This window comes from Aurantimonas marianensis (assembly GCF_024195285.1).
Taxonomy (GTDB): domain Bacteria; phylum Pseudomonadota; class Alphaproteobacteria; order Rhizobiales; family Rhizobiaceae; genus Aurantimonas; species Aurantimonas marianensis.
This window is the reverse complement of sequence record NZ_JALHBS010000070.1, coordinates 1-17,598: the sequence shown is the minus strand read 5'-3', so window position 1 is coordinate 17,598 and position 17,598 is coordinate 1. Positions and strand designations below refer to the sequence as shown.

The 17,598-nt window shown below is 65.7% G+C and carries 16 protein-coding genes and 1 pseudogene; 12 read left to right on the top strand and 5 right to left on the bottom strand.

The annotated features are described in order from the left end of the window. Positions 1-546: 546 nt before the first annotated feature. Genes MJ956_RS12100 through MJ956_RS12090 form a run of 3 tightly spaced genes read right to left on the bottom strand, consistent with a single transcriptional unit; the run spans position 547 to position 3,405 of the window. Complete coding sequence (locus tag MJ956_RS12100; protein WP_253964714.1) at positions 547-1,452, bottom strand: sugar kinase; 906 nt, start codon at positions 1,450-1,452, stop codon at positions 547-549. Continuing rightward, positions 1,449-2,645, bottom strand: a complete 1,197-nt coding sequence (gene uxuA / locus MJ956_RS12095) for a mannonate dehydratase (RefSeq protein WP_253964713.1) — start codon at positions 2,643-2,645, stop codon at positions 1,449-1,451. The genes MJ956_RS12100 and uxuA overlap by 4 nt, the downstream gene beginning before the upstream one ends. A 13-nt stretch (positions 2,646-2,658) precedes the next feature. Next, on the bottom strand, positions 2,659-3,405 hold the full coding sequence (locus MJ956_RS12090; RefSeq protein ID WP_253964712.1) for a GntR family transcriptional regulator: 747 nt from the start codon (positions 3,403-3,405) through the stop codon (positions 2,659-2,661). Between the two features lie 72 nt (positions 3,406-3,477). Here MJ956_RS12090 and uxaC point away from each other — a divergent pair, with 72 nt between their 5' ends. The 6 genes and pseudogenes from uxaC (at position 3,478) to MJ956_RS12060 (ending at position 10,017) form a co-directional block, all read left to right on the top strand. Further along, the gene (gene uxaC, locus MJ956_RS12085; protein WP_253964711.1) at positions 3,478-4,884 is read left to right on the top strand and encodes a glucuronate isomerase; all 1,407 of its coding nucleotides are present in this window, start codon (positions 3,478-3,480) and stop codon (positions 4,882-4,884) included. An 11-nt stretch (positions 4,885-4,895) separates the two neighbouring features. Beyond that, positions 4,896-5,027 (top strand): annotated as a pseudogene (locus MJ956_RS12080) (TRAP transporter large permease); the annotation flags it as partial. A 5-nt stretch (positions 5,028-5,032) separates the two neighbouring features. Beyond that, positions 5,033-6,505 carry a mannitol dehydrogenase family protein gene (locus MJ956_RS12075; RefSeq protein WP_253964710.1) on the top strand — a complete coding sequence of 491 codons (1,473 nt, stop codon included), beginning with the start codon at positions 5,033-5,035 and terminating at the stop codon, positions 6,503-6,505. Then, positions 6,502-7,260: a 2-dehydro-3-deoxy-D-gluconate 5-dehydrogenase KduD gene (kduD, locus tag MJ956_RS12070; protein WP_253964709.1), complete on the top strand. Its 759-nt coding sequence runs from the start codon at positions 6,502-6,504 to the stop codon at positions 7,258-7,260. The genes MJ956_RS12075 and kduD overlap by 4 nt, the downstream gene beginning before the upstream one ends. A gap of 310 nt (positions 7,261-7,570) precedes the next feature. Beyond that, positions 7,571-8,707: a WD40/YVTN/BNR-like repeat-containing protein gene (locus tag MJ956_RS12065; RefSeq protein ID WP_341482724.1), complete on the top strand. Its 1,137-nt coding sequence runs from the start codon at positions 7,571-7,573 to the stop codon at positions 8,705-8,707. A 71-nt stretch (positions 8,708-8,778) separates the two neighbouring features. Next, positions 8,779-10,017, top strand: a complete 1,239-nt coding sequence (locus MJ956_RS12060) for an alpha-hydroxy acid oxidase (protein WP_253964707.1) — start codon at positions 8,779-8,781, stop codon at positions 10,015-10,017. On the opposite strand, the gene MJ956_RS12055 is transcribed toward MJ956_RS12060, so the two are convergent. Next, positions 9,980-10,888 (bottom strand): LysR family transcriptional regulator, encoded by a 909-nt coding sequence (locus MJ956_RS12055; RefSeq protein WP_253964706.1) that lies wholly within the window; start codon positions 10,886-10,888, stop codon positions 9,980-9,982. The genes MJ956_RS12060 and MJ956_RS12055 overlap by 38 nt on opposite strands. Before the next feature lie 92 nt (positions 10,889-10,980). On the opposite strand from MJ956_RS12055, the gene MJ956_RS12050 reads away from it, so the two are divergent. From MJ956_RS12050 to MJ956_RS12025, 6 genes are all read left to right on the top strand, one after another. Beyond that, entirely contained in the window at positions 10,981-11,766 is a 786-nt protein-coding gene (locus MJ956_RS12050) for an SDR family oxidoreductase (RefSeq protein ID WP_253964705.1), read from the top strand. A 62-nt stretch (positions 11,767-11,828) separates the two neighbouring features. Further along, entirely contained in the window at positions 11,829-12,527 is a 699-nt protein-coding gene (locus tag MJ956_RS12045) for a ribonuclease activity regulator RraA (RefSeq protein WP_253964704.1), read from the top strand. A gap of 22 nt (positions 12,528-12,549) precedes the next feature. Further along, complete coding sequence (locus MJ956_RS12040; protein ID WP_253964703.1) at positions 12,550-13,479, top strand: dihydrodipicolinate synthase family protein; 930 nt, start codon at positions 12,550-12,552, stop codon at positions 13,477-13,479. A 580-nt stretch (positions 13,480-14,059) separates the two neighbouring features. After that, on the top strand, positions 14,060-15,190 hold the full coding sequence (locus MJ956_RS12035) for a mandelate racemase/muconate lactonizing enzyme family protein (protein WP_253964702.1): 1,131 nt from the start codon (positions 14,060-14,062) through the stop codon (positions 15,188-15,190). 62 nt (positions 15,191-15,252) lie between these two features. Continuing rightward, positions 15,253-16,146 carry a 3-hydroxyacyl-CoA dehydrogenase family protein gene (locus MJ956_RS12030; protein ID WP_253964701.1) on the top strand — a complete coding sequence of 298 codons (894 nt, stop codon included), beginning with the start codon at positions 15,253-15,255 and terminating at the stop codon, positions 16,144-16,146. Next, complete coding sequence (locus MJ956_RS12025; protein ID WP_253964700.1) at positions 16,143-17,069, top strand: 3-hydroxyacyl-CoA dehydrogenase NAD-binding domain-containing protein; 927 nt, start codon at positions 16,143-16,145, stop codon at positions 17,067-17,069. The genes MJ956_RS12030 and MJ956_RS12025 overlap by 4 nt, the downstream gene beginning before the upstream one ends. A 12-nt stretch (positions 17,070-17,081) precedes the next feature. On the opposite strand, the gene MJ956_RS12020 is transcribed toward MJ956_RS12025, so the two are convergent. Then, the gene (locus MJ956_RS12020) at positions 17,082-17,525 is read right to left on the bottom strand and encodes a GntR family transcriptional regulator (RefSeq protein WP_253964699.1); all 444 of its coding nucleotides are present in this window, start codon (positions 17,523-17,525) and stop codon (positions 17,082-17,084) included. Positions 17,526-17,598: the final 73 nt, after the last annotated feature.

Here is a 17,598-nt window from a genome sequence, read left to right as displayed (position 1 = left end):
GCACTCCGCGCCGGCAAATTCGTCGATCAGGGGATTGGCGTCTGCGGCTGTTGATCTTCTTGTCGGCATCGTAACCCATGGCGTCGCGGGGGCCTTGGTGGTTTTAATGGTCTGACCATCGATGCCCGCCGCCAGGGAGACTTGCGGCGCCCCCCTGTCCGTTCCCGGTCTTAATCTGATCGGCTGGTCACACCGTCGTCGATAGGTTGAGTCTCGCTGCAATTCGAAGCTCGGGCGCCGGCGCGCGCTCGAGTGACCGCTCATCAAGGCGTGCCGCATCGTGCGTCCCCGCGCGCCGCTTTCGGCAATCCGAAGAGAGAGAGAGAGAGAGAGAGAGAGAGAAGCCATGACGCCTGACGTGAGGCAGGCGGTTATACCGCCGAGCCGGTGAACCGACCTGTGGGCCGTTTCCGGCTCGGCGAAAAGGCTCGGACGCCGCTCGGGCCGCCGGTCCACCCCGCATGGATGAATTCGACGCTCGCCGACAGAAAACTTTGATCGAGCATCGGAATCCGAAAGCCGGATTCCACTTTTCGGTTCGGTGCGCTACCGGATGAGAGCGCCGTAGTGCTGAACGACCTGCGCCGCCAGCACGTGGCCCTTGCGCGCGGCGTCGACCGGCGACAGGCCTTCGAGGCGGGCGGCGAGATAGGCCGCGCTGAAGCTGTCGCCGGCGCCGGTCGTATCGAGCGGCTGGGTAACCGTCTCGGCGGCGATGGTTTCGCGCGAATCGGCATAGGCGACGAGCGCCGGCGCGGGGCCATCCTTGACCACCACTTCGTCTGCTCCGAGGCCGAGATAGCGCTCCGCCGTTCCGACCGGCGAGCCGTCGCCGAACGCGGCCTCCTCGTCGGGAAAGCTCGGCAGGCAGATCGTCGCGACGCCGGCCGCCGCTTCGATCGCGCGGCGCATTTCGGCGGGATCCGGCCAGAGGCGTGGGCGGATATTGGGGTCGAAGGCGACGGTCTTGCCGGCCGCCTTCGCCGTGCCGAGTCTTTCGAGCAGCGCAGCCCGGTCAGCGGGGGGCAGGATCGCCAGGGTAATGCCGGAAAAATAGAAGGCATCGCCGGTCCCGATCGCTGCGTCGAGGTGTTCCGGATCGGCGGCGAGCTGCTTCGCAGCGCTGGTGTCGCGCCAATAGGAGAAGCTGCGCTCGGCGCCGTCCAAATGGATCATGTACAGCCCCGGCATGGCGCCATCGATGCGCCGCACGCGGTCGGTCTCGATACCGGCATCGGCGAAGAAGCCGAGCATCTCTTCGGATGTCGTGTCGGTGCCGAGCGCGGTCAGATAGGCGACCCGCCAGTCCGCGCCGAGTTGGCGGCGCAGATACCAGGCGGTGTTGAAGGTGTCGCCGGCAAAGCCCTTACGATAAAGGCCCTGTCCGGCGGAGGCCAGTTCGATCATGCATTCGCCGATCGAAACCACGCGGCGCATCGGTATGCCGGTCATGCGGCGCTCCCTTCGAGGGCTTCGATGGTGGCCATGACGCCGCGCAGTTCCGCGAGCCCGCGCATCCGCCCGACCACCGGATAGCCGGGATGCGTGCCCCGGCCGATATCGGAGAGAAGCTCGTGGCCGTGGTCCGGCCGCATCGGGATCTGCCAGTCGGCGCGCCCCTCGGACCGGCGGCGGCGCTCCTCGGCCATCAGCACGCGTACCAGCGCCACCATGTCGGTGTCGCCGGCCAGATGATCCGCCTCCGCGAAGGAGCCGTCGGAATCCTTGGCGACATTGCGCAGATGCGCGAAATGGATCTTGTCGGCGAAGCGCTGCGCAATACCCGGCACGTCGTTCACCGGATTGGCGCCCAGCGAGCCCGAACAGAGCGTCAGGCCGTTGGAAGGGGAGGGAACGGCGTCGATCACGAAGGCGATGTCCTCGGTATCGGAGACGATCCGCGGCAGGCCGAACAGCGGTCGCGGCGGATCGTCTGGATGGACGCAAAGCCGCATGCCGGCGGCCTCGGCGGTGGGGATGACCGCTTCGAGGAAGCGTTTGAAGTTGGCCCGGACGTCGTCGCGAGTGACGCCGTCGTAGCGCTTGAGGATGTCGCGCAGGCCCGGCACGTCGTAGCGCGCATAGGCGCCGGGCAGACCCGCCATGATGGTGGCGAGCAGCCGCTCCCGGTCCGCCTCGTTCGACTCTTCGAACCACGCCCTGGTGCGATCGAGTAGCTCGCGAGACAATTCGTCCGCCGCGCCCGGTCGTTCCAGCATGAAGACGTCGAAGGCGGCGTATTCATGCATGTTGAAGCGCAGGCTGGTGCCGCCGCCGGCGACGGGCGCGGCGAGTTCGGTCCGGGTCCAGTCGAGCAGCGGCATGAAATTGTAGCAGACGGTATGGATACCGCGCGCGGCGAGGTTGCGCAGCGACTGCCGGTAGGTCTCGAACAGTGGTTCGAGATCACCGTCGCCGAGCTTGATTCGCTCGTGGACCGGCAGGCTCTCGACGACGCGCCAGGCGAGGCCGAGCGAGCTGTCCGCCTCGATCAGCGCCTGACGCGCCGCGATCGCCTCGATGGTCCACACCTCGCCATAGGGAATCTCGTGCAGCGCGTTGACGATACCGCGCGCTCCGGTCTGGCGGATTTCGGCCAGGGCGATCTTGTCGGCCGGCCCGAACCAGCGCCACGTTTCCTGCATCTGCTCCCCCTTGCTATCCGTTTCGTCCGGTGCCGACCGGCTCGCCGTTCGCCGAATCCTCGCCGGTATCGTCGAAAAACTGGTCGAACTCCTGCTTGAGCCGAAACAGATGGTCGTTGATGCGCGACAGATGAAGCCGCATCGCCGCTTCGGCCGCGACCCCGTCGCGCGATTTCAGCGCGTCGAAGATCGCCAGATGATCCTCATAGACGGCGGGTTGACCGAAGGCGAGTGAGAGGAAGCGGGTGCGATCCATCTGCGCCTTCTGCTCGCCGATCAGGTCCCAGGCAAAGCCGCAGCCGGCGCCCTCGGCGATGAGTCTATGGAAGCGATCGTCGAGGCGGTGAAACTCCTGCCGGTCATCGGCCGCCCGCGCCGCCCTCTGTTCGCTCAGATTGTCGGTCAAGCGCTCGATCAGCGGGCCAGCGTCGCGGTCGCAGGCCAGGCGCACCACCGCGACCTCCAGCGCTTCCCGGATAAATCGGGCATTGAGCACCTCGCGCACCGAAATCTTGGCCACTTCGGTCCGGCGCTGCGGCTGAATCTTCAGGTAGCCGATCCGCCCCAGCCGGATGAAGGCTTCGCGTACCGGTTGGCGCGACACCCCGAGACGCCGGGCGAGCTCCGCTTCCGAAATCCCCGTTCCCGGCGACAGCCGCAGTTCCAGGATCGCGCGACGCAGGTCCGTGAACACGGCGTCGGCGATTGTCCCGCGAGCGGGTGGCGCCAGGGGGGCGGGAAAGGCGATTTCGAGCGACATGACTTCCTCTTGACTCAATCTGGATACTACCATACCAGATTCACGGCAAGTTCGCACGGCGCGAAGGACATCATGGCGCTTCTGGACCCCGACAGGCTGTTCCCCGCGGACGAAAGGACTCGCGCCGTGGCGCGCGCGCTCTACGAAACGGTGCGCTCGCTGCCGGTCGTCAGTCCCCACGGCCACACCGATCCGCGCTGGTTCGCCGAGAACGAGGCATTTCCCGATCCCGCCCGGCTATTCGTCACACCCGACCATTACATCTTCCGGATGCTGGTTTCGCAGGGCATTCCGCTCGCCGATCTGGGCGTTCCGTCGGCGGACGGGACGGCGGTCGAGACCGATGGGCGCGCCATCTGGCGCCGCTTTGCCAGCCACTATCATCTCTTCCGTGGTACGCCGACGCGGCTGTGGCTCGACCATTCGTTCCAGACCCTGTTCGACATCGACCGGCGGCTCTCGGCCGAGACCGCCGACTTCTACTACGACCGCATCTCCGAGCGGCTGGCCCAGGAGGCCTACCGGCCGCGGGCGCTGTTCGAGCGATTCGACCTCGAGGTCATCGCTACCACCGAGAGTGCGCTGGACAATCTCGCTCATCACCGCACGATCCGCGTTAGCGGCTGGGGCGGCCGCGTCGTCACCACCTATCGCCCGGACGCGGTTGTCGATCCGGATTTCGACGGCTTCGCCGACAATCTCGTCCGCTTCGGCGAGATCACCGGCTGCGACACGACGCGTTTTACCGGGTATCTCGATGCGCACCGCGTCCGGCGCGCCTTCTTTCGCGAGCATGGCGCCACCGCCACCGATCATGGCCACCCGACGGCGCTGACGGCGGATCTCTCGCGAAGCGAGGCCGAGGCCTTGTATTCGCGGGTGCGAAGTGGCGAGGCGTCCGCAGCCGACGGCGAGCAGTTCCGCGCCCAGATGCTGACCGAAATGGCGCGGCTTTCGCTTGAAGACGGCATGGTCATGCAGATCCATGCCGGTTCCCGGCGCAACCATTCGGATGCGGTCTTCGCCGGTTTCGGCCGCGATAAGGGCTTCGACATCCCGCAGCCGACGAACTATGTCGCGGCGCTGAAGCCGCTGCTCGACGCCGTCGGACTGGAACCGGGCCTGGCGATCATCCTCTTCACCCTCGACGAGACCGTCTATTCGCGCGAATTGGCGCCGCTGGCCGGGGCCTATCCCTGCCTGAAACTCGGTCCGCCCTGGTGGTTCTTCGATTCGCCCGAGGGGATGAAGCGGTTCCGCGAGCAGGTCATCGAAACAGCCGGCTTCTACAACACCGTCGGTTTCAACGACGACACCCGCGCCTTCTGCTCGATTCCCGCCCGGCACGACGTCGCCCGGCGGGCGGACTGCGCGTATCTCGCCGAACTTGTCACCACCGGCCGCCTTGCCGAGGACGAGGCGTTCGAGGTTGCATACGATCTGGCCTACCGCCTCGCCAAGGAGGCCTACAGGCTCTGACCGGCGGCCGCGCCATTGGCCGCATCTCGGTCTGGCAGGCGATGCGCACGATCTGTCCGTTCCACGGCGCGGCGCTGCCGGCATCGGGCCGCGTTACTTCCGTCCCGGCGGTATCCCTGTGGCTGCCGTCCTTGTTCAAGTGAGCTCCATGTCCCGCCTTTGCTACAAGACGCTGGAGAATTTGCCGCCGGCGGTCGCTCGACCCGCCTATGATCCGCGCGCCACGACCGCCGGGATCGTGCATCTCGGCGTCGGCGCGTTCCACCGCGCCCACCAAGCCGTCTATCTCGACGATCTTCTGGCGGGTGACCCGCAATGGGCCGTCGCCGGGGCCTCGCTGCGCCGGGCCGACATGCGCGACGCATTGGCACCGCAAGACAATCTCTTCACTGTGGCGATCCGCTCGGGCGAGGTGTCGCAATTGCGCGTGATCGGTTCGCTGAAGACGATCCTCGTCGCGCGGGAGGACCCGGAGGCGTTGCTTGCCGCGCTGTGCGACCCGGCCATCCGGATCGTCTCGCTGACGGTCACCGAGAGGGGCTATTGCCATGATCCGGCGACCGGCGATCTCGATCCGGACCATTCCGACATCAAGACCGATCTCGATGCGCCGACACGCCCGACATCAGCGCCGGGGCTTCTCGCCGAGGCGTTGCGCCGCCGCCGCGCCGCAGGCCTCGCGCCGTTCACGGTGATGCCCTGCGACAACCTGCCCGAAAACGGCCCGACGGCGCACCGGATCGTCGCGCAATACGCCGCGCTCCGCGATGGCGATCTCGCTCGGTTCGTCGAGCGCGACGTCGCCTTCGCCGGCACCATGGTCGATCGCATAGTGCCCGCGACGAGCGAGGATGACATCGCCCGGATTTCCGAGGCGCTTGGTGTCCGGGATGCGTGGCCGGTAGTGACGGAGCCGTTCAGCCAGTGGGTGATCGAGGATCGCTTCCCCACCGGGCGCCCCGACTTCGCATCCGTCGGCGCCGAGATGGTCGCCGATGTGGAGCCCTATGAGCGCATGAAGCTGAGGATGCTCAACGGCGCCCATTCGACGCTGGCCTATCTCGGCTATCTTGCCGGCTACGAGACGGTCTCTGAAACGATGGCGGATCCCGCCTATGAGCGCCTCGTCCGGGAACTGATGACCGATGAGGTGATGCCGACGCTGGAGATGCCCGGAACCGACCTTGCCGCTTATCGCGACGCGCTGATCGCCCGCTTCCACAATCCGGCGCTGAAACATCGCACCTGGCAGATCGCCATGGACGGCTCGCAAAAACTGCCGCAGCGGCTGCTCGGAACGGTCCGCGACCGCCTGGCGGCCGGACGGCCGGTCGACGGGCTGGCGCTCGGCGTCGCGGCCTGGATGCGCTATGTCACCGGTATCGACGAAAATGGTGCGCCGATCGAGGTGAAAGACCCGCTGGCCGAGCGGTTGCGCGCCATCGGCGCCGAAGCGGGGCGCGATCCGGCGAAGCTCGCCGCCGCCTATCTCGGCGTCGAGGCGGTATTCGATCGCGATTTGCGCGACCATGAAGGTTTCGCCGGCGCGGTGACGGCGGCGCTGGCCTCGCTGTTGCAGCGGGGCGCGGCGGCGACTGTCGCGATGGAGAACCTGAAATGAGTTCACTTTTCGATCTTTCGGGCAAGCGTGCCTTCGTAACCGGCGCCAATACCGGCATCGGCCAGGGCATCGCCGTCGCGCTGGCCGAGGCCGGCGCCATGGTGACCTGTGCTGGGCGTTCGTCGATGGGCGAGACGCTGGCGCGGATCGAGGCGGCTGGCGGGACGGGCGCGGAACGTCTGGCCGACCTCTCAGATACCCGGGCGGCGGTGGAAATCTTCGAGACTGCCGCGGCGGAAGAGGGGCCGTTCGATATCCTCGTCAACAATGCCGGCATCATCCGCCGCGCCGACGCGATCGAGTTCACCGAACAGGATTGGGACGACGTTCTCGACCTTAACCTCAAGACCGCGTTTTTCCTGGCGCAGGCCTTCGGCAAGGCGGCGATCGCCGGCAAGCGCCACGGCTCGATCGTCAACATCGCCTCGGTGCTGTCGTTCCAAGGCGGCATCCGGGTGGCGAGCTATACCGCCTCGAAGGGCGGCATTGCCGGCATCACACGGCTTCTGGCCTGCGAATGGGCCGATAAGGGCGTCAACGTTAACGCTATCGCGCCCGGCTATATCGCGACGAACAACACCGAGGCGTTGCGCGAGGATCCGGACCGTTCGGCGGCGATCCTGGCGCGCATTCCGGCGGGACGCTGGGGCGCGCCGGCCGACATCGGCGGAGCGGCGGTATTCCTGGCCTCGGCGGCCGCGCGCTATGTGCACGGGGCCATCATTCCGGTCGACGGAGGCTGGCTCGCCCGATGACGAGATCGGCGCTTGAATTGCTGCCGCGTCTTCACGCAGGTTGGTATTAGCGACCGTCGATCACCGCAAGCTGTTCCCCGCTTTCGGCCCGTCCGCGCCAATAGCAGCCGGACGGCGCCCGCATCTCAAACCGAGGCGGCAAGGAAGCGGTGCGTTCCGCAACGCGTCCCGCAAGTCGATCTGTGTCAGCGCTTCCGCGCGGCTTTGGGCGCTCTGACAGTTTACGCGCTATTCCGCCTCTCGATCTTTTGTTAATCTGCGCGAAACCACGCGGAGCGGGTATGCAATGTCGTCAAGTGGCATAGCCATTTTGGTCGGCACCACCAAAGGGGCCTTTCTTGTGTCCGGCACGGGCGACCGCGGCGGCTGGATCGTGAAGGGCCCTTTCTGTGACGGCTGGCCGATCAATCACATTGTCGGTGACCCGGTCACGGGCACGCTGTGGGCGGGTGGCGGTGGCGAATGGAACGGCGCGGGCATCTGGCGCTCGGTTGATGATGGCGCAACTTGGCAGGTTGCCCGGCTCACCAGGGGCACAATGGACGATTGGGCCGCCGATGACCCCGATTTCGCCGAGATGATGGGTTGGACCGGAGAACCGCTACCCTTCGCCGACGGGTTTTCCCAGATTTGGGCGCTTGGCTATGCTCACGGCACGCTTTATGCCGGCACGAAGCCGGCGGGCCTGCTGGCCAGCCAGGATGGCGGCAAGACCTGGGAAAAGATCAATAGCTTGACCGACCACCCGTCCGCTGGCGGTTGGAACCCGGGTGCTGCTGGATTGGTCCTGCATACAATCGTGTGCGACCCCTCCAACCCGAAAAAGCTATGGCTCGGCATCTCGGCGGCGGGGGTTTTCGCGACCGAAGACGGTGGGACCACTTGGGAACGCCGAAACCGCCTGTCGAACGCTGAGGCCTGCGACCATCCTGACCATCCGGCCGCGCCGCGCAATGGCGAGATCGGACACTGCGTCCACAACATGGTGCGTGCGCCTGGAGCCAACGATCTACTCTACCAGCAGAACCATCACGGTGTCTGGCGCTCTGCCGATGGCGGTCGGAGTTGGGATGACATTACAAGAGGGCTCCCGTCGACTTTCGGCTTTCCGGTCTGCGTTCACCCGCGCGACCCGCACACGATCTGGACGCTGCCGCTCAACGGCGACAGCGCGGGACGATTTCCACCAGACGCCGCCGCGGCAGTCTGGCGCTCGCGTGACGGTGGCGACAGCTGGCAGGACCTGCGCGAAGGGTTGCCACAGGAGGGGTGCTTTTTCACGGTGCTTCGCCAAGCCATGGCAAGCGACGCGCGCGACCCGGCGGGGATCTATTTCGGCACCAATAGCGGTTCGGTGTTCGCGAGTCTCGATGAGGGAGAGGGCTGGCAAGAGATCGCGCGTCATCTGCCGACAATACTATCTGTCGAAGTGTTCGACCGCGGGTGAAAGCGCTGGCAAGCCAAATCCGGCCACAGGAGGCTGTGATATGCGGTCGTCGGAGCAAAGGGGGAAAAGACGTGAGCGTTGACACGGACCGCGCCACGGCGCTGGACGCTCCCATACGGGTGTCGGAAGCGCGCCGGAAGGAAAAGGTCTCGCGCCGCCTGAGCGGGATTTTGAACCTCGACGATTTCGAGGATGCGGCGCGCAAGCGTCTGCCTCGTGGTGTCTTCGGCTACGTCTCGGGTTACGTCGAGACCGGCGCGGCCTATGCCGCGAACCGGCGCGATCTCGCGGCTATCCGCCTGATCCCGAGGATACTGGCTGGTATCGCCGTCCGTGACCAGCACCGGACCCTGTTCGGAACCCGCTATGCGCATCCCTTCGGCATTTCACCCATGGGCCTCAGCGCTCTGGCGGCCTATGATGGCGATGTCGTCCTGGCCAGGGCCGCCGCCGCCAGCGGCATCCCCGCCGTGATGAGCGCGACGTCGCTGACCAGTCTCGAGCGGGTCGCCACCGAAGGGCCCAGCCGCTGGTTTCAGGCGTATCTGCCCGGAGACGATGGGCGGATTGTCGGCATGCTCGACCGCCTCGCCGCGGCGAATTACGAAACCCTGGTGGTGACCGCGGACGTTCCGGTCGCCGGCAACCGCGAGGATAGCAAGCGCGATGGCTTCGGTGCGCCGATGAAGCCGAGCATCGACATGGGGCTGCAAGTCCTCGCACGTCCCGGATGGCTTTTCGGCACGGCGATGCGGACGCTCAAGAATCACGGCATGCCCTATTTCGAGAACGCCGATGTCGAACGGGGGCCGGCCATCATCTCGCGCAATGTCGTGCGATCTTTCGGCGGCCGCGGTTTGCTGGCGTGGCGTCACCTCGAGCTCGTGCGTCGGCGATGGAAGGGCAATCTCGTCATCAAGGGCGTGCTGTCGCCGAAGGACGCCGTCATCGCCCGAGATCTTGGCGCGGACGGCGTGGTCGTATCCAATCATGGCGGGCGGCAGCTCGATGCCGCGATTTCCCCCGTTGCCGCGCTTGCGGCCGTCAAGGCGGAGGCCGGAGACATGGCCGTACTGTTCGAAAGCGGCGTCAGGCGCGGTTCCGACGTGCTGAAGGCGCTGGCGCTGGGCGCCGACTTTGTCTTCGTCGGTCGACCATTCCTCTTCGCCGCCGCCATTGCCGGCGAGCCCGGCGTTCGCCATGCGGTGTCGTTGCTCAGTGCTGAAATCGACCGGGACATGGCAATGCTCGGCACGGAATCACTGGCCGACATCACGAAGGATATTCTGGCGCATCCTCTCCCCGGTTAAGAGCCGGCTTGGGCGCAAGGGCTTGATCGACAAGCACGCGAATCAGGTGCCCGCGGGGCGAGTTGCGAAGCCACATCAGCCCGATCTCACGCGTGGGCGCGGGGGCGGGCAGCGCGATGCGGCGCACCGAAATGCCCCCGGGCCATGGGCCCGACCAATCGGGGATGATCGATACGCCGAGACCTCGGTCCACCATGATGGCAATGGCGTCGAGGGCGTCCAGTTCGAACCGTTCTATGGGACGGATGCCTGCCCCCGTCAGAAAATCGGCGGCGAGTCGACCGCCCCATTGCTGCCGGTCGTAGCGGATGAAGGGGCGGGAGCGAAGAATCTGCGCCACATCGTCTCGCTTCTCGTCGCCCGGCGCGAGCAGCACCAGACGCTCGCGTCGCCAGGAGCGGAAGTCCGCCGCTTTCGGCAGATCGAATGCGGGACGCACGATCGCCGCGACGTCGAGTGCTCCCCGCGTCACCTTGTCATAAAGATCGCTGGAGGTTCCCGGCTGCAGAAACAGTTCGATGCCGCCATGGGCTTGCGCGAGTTCGCCGAGGACGCCGGGAAAAAGGCCGGTGAGCGCGGTGGCGATCGCGCCCACCCGCAATTCCCCGGATATGGCGCTGCCAAGCGCCGCGGTGCGCAGGTCGCGCAGGCTCGCCAGGAACGCCTCGCTGCGGCTGAGGATCGCGTGTCCGGCTTCGGTCGGGCGGACCGTGCGGCCGGAGCGTTCCACCAGTGCGACGCCCAGTTCCTCCTCCAGCGAGCGGATGCGTTGAGCCACGGCGGTTGCCGTCAGGTTGAGCTGCTGCGCCGCCCCCACGAGCGACCCGCGACGCGCCACGGCGATGAAAGATTCGAGGAATCGCGTGTCCATAACGAACTAATACTTCTTTCTTAGCGAAGGGAAACGAAATTTTCATGGGGTCTTTCATCGTCTAAGCATGGCTCGAAGCGCGGGAGAGACAGATGGATCTTGGACTAAAAGGAAAGACCGCCCTGGTGCTGGGCGCTGGGGGAGGGTTGGGCAGCGCGATCGCGTGCACTCTCGCGGCGGAAGGCGCGATGGTGGCCGTCGCCGACCTGGACCTCGACGCAGCAACCGCGACCACCGACAAGATCGCCGGGGCCGGCGGACGGGCGATGGCGCTGCGGTGGGATCTGGGAGATATCGGTCAGGTCGGACCGAGTATCGAGCGGATCGAGACCGAACTGGGCCAGGTGGACGTCTTGGTCATGATCACCGGCGGGCCACCTCCCGGGGGTGTCGTCAACCAGCAGCCGGACATCTGGCGCCAGTATTTCGAAAGCATGGTGCTCTCGGTCTTCGCCATCACGGACCGGGTGCTGCCGGGCATGTGCGAGCGGGGCTGGGGCCGCATCATCACCTCGACCTCCTCCGGCGTCGTCGCGCCCATTCCCAATCTGGGCTTGTCGAATGCGTTGCGAAGCACGCTGCTGGGCTGGTCCAAGTCCCTGGCCGCCGAGGTGGGTGGCAAGGGCGTGACCGCAAATATCGTGCTTCCCGGCCGGATCGCGACCCAGCGGATCACCTTCCTTGATGAGAAGAAAGCCGAGCGGGAAGGCCGGAGCCTAGAAGCCGTCCAGAAGCAGAGCGCTTCGTCCATACCGGTCGGTCGCTATGGCGACCCGCGGGAATACGCCGACGTCGTTACCTTTCTGGCCAGCGAGCGCGCCTCTTACGTGACTGGCAGTGTCATCCGCGTGGATGGCGGCTACATACCGAGTATCTGACGACCTCGCCCGACATCCGCCAGGCTCGCCCGGCATCTGACAAGCCCGAAAGGCACCATTCCATGGCCCTCGCCAAAGACGCGATCGAGATCCTCAAGGATATCTCCACCGCCACGATCACCACGATCCTTCTCAAGAAGGGGTTGCGCAACGTCTGGATCCGGGGATCTGTTCCTCTCACCTCCGGCCAGCCCCGGCTGGTGGGCCCGGCCTTCACCCTGCGCTTCGTCCCGGCGCGCGAGGATCTGGCGACTCCCGCCTCCTGGAGTTCGCCGATCTCGACGCGGGCGGCGATCGAGAACATGCCGGAAGGCTGCATCGCCGTCGCGGATGCCATGGGTGTGACCGACGCCGGTATTTTCGGTGACATTCTCTGTGTGCGGATGCGCAAGCGCGGCGTCGCCGGCCTGATCACCGACGGCGTCGTGCGCGATCTGGCCGGCGTCTTGAACAGCGGACTGCCGGTGTGGGCCAGCGGCTGTGCGGCGCCGCCTTCGGTGGCCGGGCTGACATTCGTCGGCTGGCAGGAGACGATCGGTTGCGGCGGGGTCGCCGTCGTTCCCGACGACGTCGTCGTGGTCGATGACGACGGCGCGGTCGTGATCCCACAGGCGTTGCTCGACGAAGTTCTGGCCGAGGCGCCCGAGCAGGAGAGGATGGAAGCCGGGATTGTCGACGAGGTGGAGCGCGGCGAAAAGCTGCCCGGCCTCTATCCGATGAACGCCGAGACCAAGGCGCGCTACGAAGCATCGAAGGGCTGATGAGGCCGCAGGGAGCACGGGCATGACGCTGAGCACACAGACCAAGGGCGTATACGCCATCGCGCCGACGCCGTTTCTGCCCGATGGCGCCCTGGACGAAACGTCCGTCGGACGGGTGACCGAATTCTACGCCGAGGCCGGCGTCGATGGGATCACGATCCTCGGCATCATGGGCGAGGCACAGAAACTGGAGCCGGAGGAATCGCTGGAAATCGTGCGGCGGGTGATCGCCAGCGCCGGTGGTTTGCCGATCGTCGTCGGTGTCTCTGCTCCCGGTTTCGCGGCGATGCGCCGGCTCGCGCAACAGGCGATGAGCGAGGGGGCGGCAGGCGTCATGATCGCGCCGCCAGCCGCGATGCGCACCGACGATCAGATCGCCGGCTATTTTTCGCAAGCAGTCGCGGCGGTGGGCGAAGACGTGCCTTTCGTCCTGCAGGACCACCCCCAGGTGACGACCGTGCAGATGGCGCCCAAGGTCGTTCGCCGGATCATCGAGGAAAATCCTTCCTGCGTCATGCTCAAGCATGAAGACTGGCCCGGGCTCGAGAAGATCACGGCGCTCCGTAACTGGCAGGGCGAGGGCAGCATGCGGCCGATCTCGATACTATGCGGCAACGGCGCGCTCTTCCTGGATTTCGAGATGCGGCGCGGCGCCGACGGCGCGATGACCGGCTATGCGTTTCCCGAAATGCTGATCGACGTGGTGCGTCACTCGGCGGCCGGCGATGTCGATGCGGCGCACGACATCTTCGATGCACACCTGCCGCTGCTGCGCTACGAACAGCAGCCCGTCGTCGGACTAGCCATCCGCAAGCACGTGCTGCAGCGCCGCGGAGTCATCGCGCACGAGACGCTTCGCCGACCAGGGGCGGGGCTGAGCTCGGCGGCACGGGCGGAGATCGACTATCTGCTCCGCCGCGTGGCGCGGAGCGATCGCCGCGCGGCCCTGTAGCCTCGCGGTTCCCGGCGACTTCGCGGGATCGACTGAGGTCGATCCGTCGCGGTAAACACCCGCCCACCGGCAGCGTTCTCGCCAAGCGAGACGACGCTCCGGTTCCGTGCGGCCTGCGGCCAGACAAGTCGAACATCGCATCGCGGGCCCGTCTCGCCCCGAATGACGTGCCGGCGCATGGGATGGGCTGGCGCGTCCGGCCGAAAAATCCGGGCAGCGAATTAGAGCATCGGACCAAAAAGTGGAATCCGGTTTGGGTAATTCCGATGCTCAATCAAAGTGTTAGAGCGCCCTCTGTGCGTCCGGATGGACGCACGGCGCTCTAGCGTTGGCACTCCGTACAAGGCGCAACCAGCTTTCCTCGACGTGGCGGGCCGTCCCTCGTCGCATGAGGACGCGCTCAGACCTTTCTACCTCCCACCGTTGTGTGTGCCGCGGCCGCCGTCCCCTCCCGAGGGCAGCGGAGGGTGTCTCACTACGAGGCCAATAATTGTCAACAATGATGTTGACAGAACGAAGTTGGTGGCGATATCGGTGGCGAGAGGGGCAGCAAGTCTCAGGCATTTTGGGGGAAAGCGGCATGACCGGATCATCGACGATACGTTCCATCGAGGCACGGACGATCCGCGTGCCGCTCGACGTTCCGACGTCATTTTCGACCCGCCAGGTACATCATCGCGACTATGCGATAGCCCGCGTCACGACCGAAGACGGCGCGCGGGGCATCGGCTTTTGCTACGGCGGCAGCGACGCGGGTTCGATCGTGACCAAGGCGGTGCGCGAACTATTCGCGCCTCTCCTCAAGAGCGCTGACGCGACATGTGTTGAGGGCCTTTGGGATCGGATGTATTCCGCCGGCATCATTCAGGCGCGCACGGGTTCTGCGATGCGCGCGATCTCGATCGTCGATATTGCGTTGTGGGACCGCAACGCCCGCGTCGCCGGTATGCCGCTGCATCGATTCCTCGGCGGCTTCCATGAGGAAAGCGTGCCAGCCTATGCCTCGGGCGGTTACTATCTGGATGGAAAGTCGCCCCAGGCTCTCGGCGAGGAACTGGCGTCTTATGTGGCCATGGGCTTCAAGGCGGTGAAGATGAAGGTCGGTCGCCTCGATCCGAGCGGCGAGGAGGCGCGCATCGCTGCGGCTCGCGAGGCGATCGGACCGGACGTTCTGCTGATGCTCGATGCGAACAACGCCTGGCGCGACCTCCCGACGGCCCTGCGATACATGGATCGCTACGAGGCCTATGATCCCTATTGGATCGAAGAACCCTTCTCACCCGATGACATCGCGAACCATGCGAGGCTTGCCCGGCGGACACGGATACCGGTCGCGACGGGCGAGATCGAAGCCGGGCGATGGCGCTTCAAGGAACTTCTCGATCAGGAAGCGGCGGCCATTCTGCAGACCGATGCGGCGGTTTGCGGAGGCATCAGCGAATACCGCCGCATCGGAGCGACCGCCGCCAGCTACGGGGTCAATCTCTGCCCTCACTGGTTCCATGATCTTCACGTCCATCTTGTCGGGTCGGCTCCCAACGGCCAGTTTGTCGAGTACTTCCCCGACGACCAGGTGTTGAATTTCCGCAGGCTGATCGACAGGCAACTCGAAACCAGGGCGGGGCGCCTGCTGCTGCCTGCCGATCCGGGGCTGGGTTTCAACTTCGATGAAGAGGCGTTGAACGCCTTTGCGCTCGACGACTGGGCCTGACGGCGGCCCCCAGACACCGACATGGGTCGCCGCGCCGATCCGAAGCATCAACGAAGGTCGACATGCGCCACAAATCGGAAGCGAAGGCCCGCGTTGCCGTTATCGGCGCCGGAACAATGGGCAAGGCCATTGCCGGGACGTTCGCCCAGGGCGGCATTCAGACCCTTCTCGTTTCGCGAGATCCGTCCGGTGCGGGGCTCGTCGAAACGGGGGTCGAGTTGGTTTCCGAGCTTCCTGGCGATCCACCGCACATGATCGTCGAGGCGGTGCCGGAGGAGATGCAACTGAAGATCGACGTATTCCTGTCCGTCGAGAGGCGGTACGGTACGTCGCTCCCGGTCATGGCGTCGAACACGTCCGGACTTCCACTCCAGGAGGTCGCCGATCGGTTGGAGCGCCCCGACCGGTTTCTGGGCATCCACTGGTTCCATCCGGCCGCTGCGCTCCCACTCGTCGAAACGGTGCGCGTCGCGCAAACCTCCGACGAGAGCTTGAGCGTCGCGCTCGATCTTCTGGCCGCTACCGGCCGGGACAGTCTCGTCGTCCCACGGCCGGTGCCAGGCGCCGTGGTCAACCGCCTGCAACATGCGATCCTGCACGAGGCTTATCATCTGATGTCGGAGGGGCTCGCCGGGCCGCAGGACATCGATCGGGCCGCGCGGTGGCTGCTTGGGCCGCGCATGTGCATCTCCGGTCTCATCGAGCAGAAGGATCTCGGTGGCCTCACCGGACATATTCTCGCCCAGCGGACCATCGTGCCGGACTTGTGCCATGACCCGGTTCCGAACGCCGACGTCCAGGCGATGCTGGCACGCGGAGAGACCGGGGCGAAAGCCGGGCGGGGCTTCTATGATTGGACCGGACGCGATGCGCCGGCAGCGATCGAGAACGCCGCGCGGCGCCTACGCGAACTGATCGCCTATCTCAGAGACTTCCAGACAGGACCGACTCGATGATCGATAAGGCCGCCGTTATAGGAACAGGCGTCATAGGATCGGCCTGGATCGCGCTCTTTCTGGCGAAGGGGATCGCGGTTGTGGCGATCGATCCGGATCCCGCCGCGGCACGCCGGCTGCGGGCGACGGTCGCGGGGATGACGGATGCGTTGAAGGCGTCCGGACTCATTCCGGCCACGGCGCTGATCGACACCGATCAGGTCCGGTTTGCCGCCAGTCCCGGCCCCGAACTGGCGGAAGTCGGACTGGTGCAGGAAAACATTCCCGAGCGAATCGAGCTGAAGCGGGCCACCTTCGCCGCGATCGAAGCGTTCGTTGGACCAGATACGATCCTGGCGTCGTCGACGACCGCGCTGAAGGTGTCTGACATTCAGAGCGATTGCCGCAAGCCAGGTCGGGTGATCGCCGCCCACCCTATCAACCCGCCGCACCTGATGCCGCTGGTCGAGATATCGGGCGGGAATCTGACTGAGCCCGCCATCCTCGATCGCGCGATGGAATTTTATGCGTTCATCGGCAAGAAGCCGGTGCGTCTCGCGCGCGAGATCGAGGGTCATATCGCGGGCCGGCTGTCGGCGGCGCTATGGCGCGAGGCGGTGTATCTCGTGGAGCAGGGGATCGCCACTGTGGCGGATATCGACGCCGCGGTTGTCAATGGTCCGGGTTTGCGATGGGCGACGATGGGGCCGCACATGACCTATCACGTCGGCGGCGGTGCCGGCGGTATCGAACACTATCTGCAGCACCTGGGGGATAGCCAGGCGCGTCGGTGGGACACCTTGGGAACCCCCGCGCTGACAAGCGCCTTGAAAGCGCGGATATCGGATGGGGTGCTCGATGAGGCGGGAACGCGCAGCGTCGAGGAAATCACCGCGGAGCGGGACATTCGGCTCGCGGAGGCGATACGGACCTTCGCCTGCTGACGTCGACCGCGATCAGGTGAAGCGGGATCGGAACATCTCGATGTAGCGGTTTTTCGCCGGCGCGAGATGGGACCGGCAGAGCGAGACCAGTTCATCGCGATCCCCCCTCTTCAGAGCCTCGATCATGGCAAGATGGGCGTCGGCGGCCCAGCGAAGATAGCCGGCGTCGTTGACGAAGATGGAGCGATAGGCGTGCGACTTCTGGGCGAAGCTGTTGATCGCCTCGATTAGCGCGGCATTGCCGCAATGAGCGAACAGGAGCTTGTGAAACTCGATGTTGGTCCGGAACACGCCACGGCGGTCGTTCGCCGTGATCGCGCGCGAGTGTCGCTCCTGGATCGCCGCGAGTTCTTCAATGGCATCCGACGACAGCGGTAACGGTATCAGCGACGCCGCATGGGCTTCCAGAAGCTCGCGAACGGAATTGATATCCTCGACCTCTTCGGCGCTGTACATGCACGAGCGCGCCGGCCTGATTGAGATGGGCGGTGGTGAAGGAAATGCCGAATTTCACCGGCGTCAGCGCCAG